The following is a 9,508-nucleotide window of genomic DNA, read 5'->3' as shown; positions in this document are numbered from 1 at the left end:
GGGTCGTCGCGCTCCACGCCCGTTGGCAGCCCGCCGACCACCGGCAGCCGCGTCTGCTGGGGTGGGAAGGCCACTCGGCCCAGAGCGTGGCCTCGACAGGCACAGCCACCGCACCGCYGCTCGGCCGCCACRCCTCGCCGGTCTGCGGATGGACCGGCACCAGCACCAGTTCGGCGGCCGGCTCACCGATCCCCGGGCCCGCCAGGCCCAACCGCTTCGCGCCCTCCCCGGAGGGCAGCAGCGCGGCGAGGGCACTGCCGAGCAGTTCCTCGGCCGGGCCGGGCAGCACCTCGACCGGGGCACCCCGGCAGCGACCACGACCTGGGCGAGCGCCACACCGGCTGGGATGTCCCGGTACTCGCTCAGCCTGTGCCASAGCGCACCRTCGRTCGYCAGYTCCGCCCAGTCCATGACCGGCCGCTCCGGCGGGCCGGGCAACCGCACCACGGCCTGTGGGAGGAGCCTGACCACCTGCCACTCCCCGCAGTCGTCGATCCGCGATCCGACCGGTAGCCCGCAGCCCAGACAGGCGAGGTTCGGCCCGCCGCTCCCGTTGATCCCCATGCAGTACCCCTCGGTACGCTCGGGRATCAGCCCGGTGCCGCGCATGTCACCYGGGGCGAGCAGRACRGTGYCTGACGGYCCGTCGGACAGGCCGCCGAACCGAGTGAAGATCCCCCGCGCCGCTGCCTCCTGTGACCCGACCTCATCCCACGGCCGCCACGGCGGCCCGTACSGCTCGGGGTCGACGGCATAGGTCCCCGCCTCCARCAGCGGCRGRTGCAGCGCCTCCCARTAGGTGTCGMTCAGGTGGATCGGCMGTGCCACCTCCGACACCGCCGCCGTCAGCACCGCACCGCAGCCCGCACACCCGAACACCGCCAAGCCGTCCCCTCCCRCCGTCGAAACCCCTGCATCCCACCAGGCCAGCGCCCCGGAGGCAACGGCTTTTCGACCGCCATCCGATGCCCGACAAGCGGCGGGACGACTGACTTGGGCGCCACTGGCCGACTGCCGCCGTTCGCGGCCAGGCACAGATCCGGTGGCGCCCCACTCATCACGAAAGACCCACCGGTCAAGATCAAGGGGCAGACCCCAGTGGCCGTCGAGATCATGTGTCACAGGACGGGCCATTTGCAGAGGTAGTTGGCCAGCAACTTGGCGACTTCCCCGGTCGGTCTTGTAGGCGGTGATGAAATCGAAGAGCAACCAGCTTCTGATCCGCCGTCTTGGACTTCGATTCACCTTTGCCGACAGGCACCTTGCCACACGCCTCGGACTGGGCGCGAGCCGTCAGAAGTCGCGGAGCCGGCCGACCGGGACGATGGCGGTCCAGGTGCCCTTCTGGACCTGGTAGATGGAGGCCACCTGGCTACGGGCATCGCCGAACTCGTCGAAGGAGACGTCGCCGGTGACACCGAAGAACGAGGTGTCCTGAAGGGCGTCCGCGACGGCCTTTCGCAGTTCAGGGCCGGTGAGGTCCGTCCCGTTCCCGCCCTGGCGGGCTCGGCCGACGGCCTGGATGAGGGCCCAGGTGGAGTCGTAGGCGTAAGGGCCGAACGGGCCGGGCTCCTCCTTGTGGCCGGCCTGGCGATAGGCGTCAAGATAGGTGTAGGCGGAGGCGAGACCCTCCACCGAGATGCCCGGCTGGCTGGAGAGGTCGCCGTTGGCGGACGGACCTGCGGCCTTGAGGTATCCGTCGGTGTGCAGGCCGTCGCCGCCGGCCATCGGTGCCTTCACTCCGGCGGCCTTGAGTGCCGCGGACAGCGGGCCGCCCTCCGGGTGCTCGCCTCCGTAGTACACGATGTCGGGGTGGGAGGCCGCGATCTGCGAGGCCAGCTTGGTGAAGTCCGTGGTGCCCTGCTCCACCGTGGCCCGGAACGCCACCTTGCCGCCGACCTCCTCGAAGGCGGTCGCGAACTCGGCCGCGAGGTTGGTGCCGTACGCCTTGGTGTCGCTGACCACGGCGGCCCGGTTGGCGCTCAGCCGACTGTGCGCATACCGGGCGAGCAGCGGGCCCTGGACGGCGTCGGTGGTGACGGTGCGAAAGTAGGTCGGGTACTGGCGCTTCTTCCCGCCGGCGCGGTAGTCGGCACCCCAGGTCAGCGCGGGTGCGGTGTTGGACGGGGAGATCTCGGCGAGGCCCGCCTTCGACAGGACCGGAGCCATCGCGAGGGCGCCGGACGAGGTCAGCGGGCCAACCACTCCCACGACCTTCGGGTCGGCGGCGAACGCCTCACCGTTGGCGCGGGCGGCCTGTTCGTCGGCCTGGTCGTCCTTGGCGTCCAGGAGGAACTTCACACCGGGGACGGTGTTCTTGGCATTGGCTTTGGCGACAGCCAGCTCAGCCGAGTATCGGATGCCAAGGCCCAGGTCGGCGAGATTGCCGGTCAGCGGACCGTCAACGCCGATGGTGACCGTGATCGTCGATCCGGACCCCAGGCCGCCCGACGAACAGCCGGACAGCAGCACCGCGCAGACCACTCCCAGCACAGAGGCTCTGGGCAGAGTAGAACCGGTCACCGTGCATCCCTTGCGACGTTGGGCTTACTCATGGGACGCCGGACCGCGGCCGTCCACGACCGCAGGGCGGCGGGACGGCGCGAAGGAAGGCACGATTAACCATCTGTCCGGCTAACTCTGCACAGGGACAGGGTGGTTGGCGCCTCAGTGGACCGCCCGGCGAGGGGCGGCGGACCGGGTCCAGGAGCGTGCCGCGCGCCCGGTCCGGATCACCGACCGGCGTCCATGGGGCGTGACCCTACGGTGTGCCGCCGGGGGCGTCAACGGGTTCACCCAAACACGGTAGGTGGCGGCAAAACGCCTGCCCACTCCCCGGATTGGCACCCCACACAGGGGCTCCGGGGCGGCGGGACAAGCGGGATGTGGCTACCTCACGCCACATCAGCAGAACTGCTGATACTCGCTCTCTATGGGGCCGACCGCCCAAACGGAGGCACGCGCGCTGTCCGCCTGGAGTAGGTGTGACGCCTCGACGTCATCCGCACCCTCCACCCCGACCAGGAGGGCCCCTACTCCCGGTGGTCCTACCGAGGCCGCGCCTTCGACAACGACTCGGGCTGGCGGATCGACTACCTCTTCACGACTCCGGGCCTCGCGGCCAAGGCCGTCTCCGCCAGGGTCGAACGGGCTGCCACGCACGAGGAGCGGTGGTCGGACCACGCGCCCGTCACCGCGGAGTTCGATCTGGGCGGTAACTGACCTACAGGCGCCGACAGTTACGGCGAGGCAGTAGGCGGCCCTGATCGGAGATGCTCCCCGCACCAGGGCCCGTCGTCGTTGGGAAACGCGTACGCCATGTCGGGCTCGAGGAGGCCTTGGGACCCGGCCGTAATTCGATTGACCTGGCCACGGGTCGACGCTGCACTGTGGCGGGACACCACGAGCCGTGGTGCCGGTATCCCAGGGGAGGCAGCGGCAGCAATGGAAATCCGTCCTACGACCGACCAGGACCTCGACGTCTTCGTCGACACGCTCCATGCCGCGTTCGGGCGCTTCCCGGAAGCCCCGGCCGACAGCAGCGGGGTCTGGTGGTCGGCGCTCGAGATGGACCGCAGCCTGCTCGCCGTGACGGCGGACGGACGGCCCGTCGGCACCGCCGGCGCGTACTCCTTCGAGCTCACCCTGCCTGGTGAGATCCTCGCCCCGGCCGCCGGGGTGACCGCCGTCGGCGTCCTGCCCTCGCACCGACGCCAGGGCGTGCTCAGCACGATGATGCGGCATCAGCTCACCGAGCTGCGGGCCCGCGGGGAGTTCCTCTCCGTGCTGCTGGCTTCGGAGGCACTGATCTACCGCAGGTTCGGCTACGGACCGGCGACCTACACAGGGCGGTTGACGGTCCCGCGCCACCAGGCCGCCCTCGCCCTCCCCCGGGCGCGCCCAGCGGCCGGCTCACCGGTGACCGGCTCGGTCGAGGTGCTGAGGCGCACCGAGTGCGGCGAGGTCCTGGAAGAGGTCTACGACCGGTACCGCCGTGCGCAGCCCGGCGCCCTGTCCCGGCCGCACCGCTGGTGGGCCTCGGGCGCGGGGCAGCCCCCGATCGCTCCGGCGCCGCGCTACGTCGCCGTCCACCGGGACGCCGACGGTGTACCGGACGGCTACGCCAGTTACTCGATCGGCGAGGCGGAAACCTTGACGGTCGACGAGACCATCGCCACCGACGACGCCGTCTTCACGGCGCTGGCCCGGTTCTTGCTCGGACACGACCTGGTCTCCCGGGTCGTGTTCAAGCACGTCCCGCCCGGGCATCCGATGCGCTGGCAGTTCGCGGACTTCCGCGCCGGCGAGGTGAGCGGCGACACCGACTGGCTCTGGGTGCGGCTGCTGGACGTCCCGCGTGCGCTGACCGCGCGCGGCTGGTTCACGGATGGCGAGCTCGTCCTCGATGTCGACGACCCGTTTCTCGGCGAGCACGGCCGCTACCTGCTGACCGTCCGGGACGGCAAAGCCGACTGCGTCCCGACGGACCGGGAGCCCGACCTGTCCCTGGACATCAGCGACCTCGGCTCGATCTACCTCGGCGGCACCGCCCCGAGCACACTCGTACGTGCCGGACACATCCGGGCCCACCGCCCGGGCGCGGCCGCCCTCGCCGACGCCCTCTTCCGCGCCGAGCGCTCCCCGCACTGCCTGCACTGGTTCTGACCGAGCCAACCGCTACGACAGGCCCCCGATCGGGATCCTCACCACCACCCGGGTGCCGGTCTGATCTGCGCGGACAGTGCAGTCCGGCGCGTACGCCTCGACGAGTCGCAGGCCACGGCCGCAGGCAACGCCCGCGTCGGCGGCCGCCCTGCGGTGCGTGGCACGGGTCAGCCAGCGTCCGCCGTCCCGCACCTCGGCGGTGAACATGTTCCGGTCCACCGCGAGCAGCAGGACGACGTAGGGGCTTCCGCTGTGCAGCAGCACGTTGGTGGCCAGCTCGGTGACCACGACGGACAGCGCCTCCTGCACGTTCTCCGCAAGCCCCCAGCCACCGGCGAGGTGGTGGGTGAAGCGTCGTAGGGCCGGTACTGACTCCGGGGTCGCCGCCATGGTGCAGAGCGCGATCCGGCGCGTCGACGTCCGGGCTTCGGTAGTGGTCATGGACGGCTCCTGCCCGCCGGAGCCCGGAGGGGCCCGGCCGGATGGGGACGGTCCATGGTGTGCACCGTCCGCCGTACGGATCGGGCCACCCCTTCACACCATGTACCAGCACCATCCGCCGCCGGGTCCTCCCCCACAATCAGGGGACACTGAAGTACGGATACGCAAACAACCTCCGACCGGTGGCGCACTCGGCCGGCGGACGTGGGAGCAGGTGATGACCGTACAGGCCGTACCCGATCGGGATGCGTGGCTGCGCGAGCTGACCGTCTCGGCGGGTTCGCGCGGACCGCTGCTCGTCCTCGTCGAGGGCCGGGCCGGTACCGGCAAGACCCGCCTGGTCAGGCGTCTGCTCGACCAGCCGCCCAGCGCCGGCCTGCCGCGGGTGGCCATCTCCTTCCCCTCTGCCGGGCCGCCGGCCGTCGACGCCGCCGACCTGGTCGGAGCCAACGCCGGCCAGGCCAGCCCCAGTCCCCAGCCGCCGGTCCGCCGCCCGGACCCGTACGCCCTGCTGGCCGAGTTGCTCGACACCCCGGAGGCGGCACTGTTCGTCGCGGACGACGTCCACCGGGCCGACGACGCCGCCCGGGCGCTGCTGCAACGCCTGCTGGCACACCCGCCGGCCCGGCTCACCGCGGTGCTCACCTACCGGCCCGAGGATCTCGCCGCCCCCGGCCTGCCGCTCGGCGGCCCCATCGGCTATCCGCCCGAGCTGGACGTCCGACGTGTCCGCCTCGAAGCGCTGGACGCAGGTCAGGTTCGCGACTGGGCGGCCGCCACGCTCGGCGCCCGTCGCTGTCCGGCCGAGTTCACCACCCGCCTGTACGAGCGCACCGGCGGGATCGCCCAGGTGGTGGCCGACCTGCTGCGCGAGCTCGACGACGGCGGCCGGCGCGAACGCTACACCGCCCGGGACGTGGACACGGCCCCCGTACCGGTACGACTCACGGAGCTGACCCTCGGCCGCCTCGGTGCCGTCCCCGTCGGTCAGCGCGCCGTCGTCGAGGCAGCCGCCGTACTCGGAGCCCCGGTCACCGACACGGAGTTGGCGGAAGTGGCGGGCCTGTCCGAACAGGACGGCCGTCAGGCGCTGCTCACCGCTCTGGACGCGGCCGCCCTCGACGAGTGCCCCGGGCCGACCTACGGCTTCCGGGTACCGCTGGCCGCCCAGGCCCTCTACGAGATGCTGCCCGGTCCGACCCGCACTCGGCTGCACCGCCGCGCAGCCGAGCTGCTGACCCGGCGTCAGCCGCCGCCCTGGGAACGCCTGGCCCAGCACCAGCGCGCCGGCGGCGACCTCGACGGGTGGTTGAAGAGCGTGGAGGCGGCCGCCCGGGAGGCGGCGCAGGCCGGTCGGCACCAGCTCGCGATCCGCCTTCTGGAAGAGGTGCTGGCCGACCCGTCCGTGCCCGCCGGGAGCCGCGCGCGTCTTGCTCCGCTGCTGGCCGGCAGCGCCTCGGTCGGGCTGCGCTCCGACCAGACGGTGCAGGTGCTGCGCCGGGTCGTCGACGACCTCGACCTGCCGACCGGCGTACGGGGCGGGATCCGCCTCGATCTCGCTCTCGTCCTCGGCAACCAGCTCGGCCGGAGCACGGCGGGCCGCATCGAGCTGGCACGCGCGGTCGGCGAACTGGACGACCGCCCGGCCCTGGCCGCCCGGGCGATGTCCGCGCTCGCCCTCCCCTACTGGCCCGGCGGCACGCTCGCCGAGAACCTCGGCTGGCTGGAACGCGCCGAAGCCCTCGCGGCCTCCAGCGGCGACCCCGTCGTCAGTGCCGCGGTCGCCGCCAACCGGGTCACCGTCCTGCTGAGCGTCGGGGACCCCCGCGGCTGGCAGCTGGCCGACCGGCTTCCCGTCGACACCGCCGACCCCGCCTGTCTCCAGCACTACGGACGCGGCCTGTGCAACGCCGCGGACGCTGCGGTCTGGCTGGGCGAGTACGAGCGGTCGGCGGAGCTGCTGGAGAAGGGTCTGGACCTCGCCGTCCGCAGCGGCCAGGCCTTCGCCGAACAGACGGGTCGCGCCACCCGCCTGCTGCTCGACTGGACCACCGGCCACTGGAGCGACCTGCCGGACCGGGCCCGCGAGTTCGTCGCCGAAGCCGGCGAGATGCCCTGGATCGCCGCCGACGCCCACCTCGTCCTCGGCATGGTCGCCCTCGCCAAGGGCGAATGGACCCAGGTCAACACGTGGCTCACCGGCGCGGGCCTGCCCGCGCCCGAGGACGGCGCCGTGCCGCTGGTCGCCGCCGCCTCCGGCGCCCGGATCCGCCTCGCCCTCGCCCGGCAGGACGTCGAGCTCGCCGCAGCCGAGGCCGACCGCGCCTGGACCCGCCTGCGCGACAAGGGGGTGTGGGTGTGCGCCGCCGAAGCGGCCCCCTGGGCCGTCCAGGCGGCGCTCGCGGCAGGCAGGCCGGAGGTGGCGGCGGGCCGGACGGCCGAGTTCGCCGAAGGGCTGAAGGGCCGTCAGGCTCCCATGGCCGCCGCCGCTCTCGCCTGGTGCCGCGCTTTGATCACCGAGGCCGCCGGGCAACCCGAGCAGGCTCTCGACCACTTCCACCGCGCCCGCGACGCCTTCGCCGCCCTGCCCCGCCCCTACGAGGCCGCGCTCACCGGCGAAGCCGCCGGACACTGCGCGCTCACCGCCTGGGGCACCGCCGGCTCGACCGCGGTGGACGACCTCAGGGCCGCCGAGTGCTCGCTGGAAGAGCTCGGAGCGGTGTGGGACGTGGCCCGCGCCCGTGCCACGCTGCGCGCCCACCACGTGGAGGACCGCCGCCCTCCCGGACGGCCCGGGTACGGGGAGCTCCTCTCCCCCCGTGAGGAAGAGGTCGCCGCCCTCGCGGGCAGCGGCCTGACCAACCGTGAGATCGCGGCCACCCTCCACCTCTCCCCCAGGACCGTCGAGCAGCATGTCGCCCGGGCCCTGCGCAAGCTCGGCCTCCGGTCACGCCTCGACCTCGGCCGCTCCCGGCAGCCGGCCGACGACAGCTGACGGCCGAGAGCCCGCGTGGTTCTTTGCGTATCCGTACTTCGTGCTCCCGGATTGCCCGGGTGGCCCGAAGGCCGCGACGGTTGCACGGATGATATGCACCGAGATCGACCCATTCCAGGCAGCGCTCAGTCGCACCTTCGCAGCCGGATCAGAGCGCTCGCGTAGTCGTGCCGAGGCAGTTCCAGGGGCAGCCCGTGCGTCATGAGGACGGCGCCGTGATGGATGTCGCCGGTGTCCTCGTCGCGGTAGCGGGCACTTCGCCGGAGACCGCGCAGGCGCAGCGGTGCGGCGGGTTGTCCGTGCGCCGGGCTGAGTCGCCAGGCGAGCACGACGGTCCGGTCGCCCTCGGTGTACTGCACACCGTCGCCGTCCAGGCGGTACTGCGAGCCGTGCTGGACGACCGGCCTGATCTCCTTGTACTGCGCCACCAGCCCGGCGGCTTCGGCGCGTTCCTCGGTGGACCAGCCGAGCAGGTCGCCGCCCAGGCCGAGGGCGCCGGCCATGGCGATGTGGAAGCGGAAGCGCAGCGGGACGGTGCGTCCGGTGAACGGGTTGGGGCAGTCGGTGACCCAGGCGGCCATGGTGCGGGCGGGGTAGAGCTGGCTGTAGCCGTGCTGGATGGTGATCCGGTCGACGGCGTCGGTGTTGTCCGAGGTCCACGCCTGGTCGGTGCGGGCGAGGATGCCCAGGTCGACCCGGCCGCCGCCGCCTGCGCAGGTTTCGATCCTCAGCTGGGGATGGCCGGCGCGCAGCCGGTCGATGACCGCGTACACCTGGCGCACGTGCTCGGACCAGAGCAGGTCGGAGTTGTCACGGGCCTCGGGCCAGCCCGCCTGGCTGAAGGGCCGGTTCATGTCCCACTTGAGGAAGTCGATGGCGTGGTCGGTGACCAGCCGGTCGAGCCACGCATGGGCCCAGGCGGCGACGTCGGGCCGGGCGAAGTTGAGGACGAGTTGGTTGCGCAGTGTGGTGCGCTCGCGGTGTGCCATGTGCAACACCCAGTCCGGGTGGGCGCGGTAGAGGTCGCTGTCGGGGTTGACCATCTCGGGCTCCACCCACAGGCCGAAGCGCATGCCGAGCCGGTGCACCTCGGTGATCAGCGGGGTGAGCCCGTTCGGGAAGGCCTTGGGGTGGGGGGTCCAGTCGCCGAGACCCGCGGTGTCGTCGCGGCGGGCGCCGAACCAGCCGTCGTCCATCACGAACAGCTCCGCCCCGACCTCGGCCGCGAGCGAGGCGAGGCGCCGCTGGCCCTCCTCGTCGACGTCGAAGCCGGTGGCCTCCCAGGAGTTGTAGACCACGGGCCGCAGCTCGTCGGGCTGCGGCAGCACGTGGCCGGCCTGGTACGTGTGCCAGCTGCGGCTGGTGCCGCCGAAGCCGTCCGCGCTGTAGAGGCCGGCGAAGACGGGG

General features: G+C 72.5%; 5 protein-coding genes and 2 pseudogenes. 3 read left to right on the top strand and 4 right to left on the bottom strand.

All coding sequences use genetic code 11. The features are described from left to right. Both ASC99_RS40560 and ASC99_RS16855 read right to left on the bottom strand, forming a co-directional pair. Nucleotides 1-289 (bottom strand): annotated as a pseudogene (locus tag ASC99_RS40560) (hypothetical protein); the annotation flags it as partial. 1,004 nt (nt 290-1,293) lie between these two features. Continuing rightward, entirely contained in the window at nt 1,294-2,523 is a 1,230-nt protein-coding gene (locus ASC99_RS16855) for a branched-chain amino acid ABC transporter substrate-binding protein (protein WP_063857104.1), read from the bottom strand. 468 nt (nt 2,524-2,991) lie between these two features. On the opposite strand from ASC99_RS16855, the pseudogene ASC99_RS40555 reads away from it, so the two are divergent. Together ASC99_RS40555 and ASC99_RS16850 are read left to right on the top strand one after the other, a co-directional pair. Continuing rightward, nucleotides 2,992-3,222, top strand: a pseudogene (locus ASC99_RS40555) (endonuclease/exonuclease/phosphatase family protein); the annotation flags it as partial. A 222-nt stretch (nt 3,223-3,444) separates the two neighbouring features. Beyond that, nucleotides 3,445-4,665 (top strand): GNAT family N-acetyltransferase, encoded by a 1,221-nt coding sequence (locus tag ASC99_RS16850; protein ID WP_057232893.1) that lies wholly within the window; start codon nt 3,445-3,447, stop codon nt 4,663-4,665. Between the two features lie 12 nt (nt 4,666-4,677). Here the strand turns inward: ASC99_RS16850 and ASC99_RS16845 are convergent, their stop codons facing one another. Continuing rightward, nucleotides 4,678-5,106 (bottom strand): ATP-binding protein, encoded by a 429-nt coding sequence (locus ASC99_RS16845; protein WP_057232891.1) that lies wholly within the window; start codon nt 5,104-5,106, stop codon nt 4,678-4,680. A gap of 217 nt (nt 5,107-5,323) precedes the next feature. Here ASC99_RS16845 and ASC99_RS16840 point away from each other — a divergent pair, with 217 nt between their 5' ends. After that, nucleotides 5,324-8,101, top strand: coding sequence for a LuxR C-terminal-related transcriptional regulator (locus ASC99_RS16840; RefSeq protein ID WP_057232889.1), 2,778 nt, complete (start codon nt 5,324-5,326; stop codon nt 8,099-8,101). A gap of 125 nt (nt 8,102-8,226) precedes the next feature. Here ASC99_RS16840 and ASC99_RS40550 read toward each other — a convergent pair. Then, a partial coding sequence (locus ASC99_RS40550) for an alpha-galactosidase (RefSeq protein WP_235583044.1) occupies nt 8,227-9,508 on the bottom strand: 1,282 nt, incomplete at its 5' end.

The organism is Kitasatospora sp. Root107 (genome assembly GCF_001424875.1).
In the GTDB taxonomy this organism is placed as follows: Bacteria; Actinomycetota; Actinomycetes; order Streptomycetales; family Streptomycetaceae; genus Kitasatospora.
The sequence above is the reverse complement of the archived record's forward strand: the minus strand, read 5'-3'. Positions and strand labels throughout refer to the sequence as shown.

Coding starts and splice junctions, on each gene's coding strand:
- ASC99_RS16850 (WP_057232893.1), top strand. CDS start 3,445: ATGGAAATCCGTCCTACGACCGACCAGGACCTCGACGTCTTCGTCGAC.
- ASC99_RS16845 (WP_057232891.1), bottom strand. CDS start 5,106: ATGACCACTACCGAAGCCCGGACGTCGACGCGCCGGATCGCGCTCTGC.
- ASC99_RS16840 (WP_057232889.1), top strand. CDS start 5,324: ATGACCGTACAGGCCGTACCCGATCGGGATGCGTGGCTGCGCGAGCTG.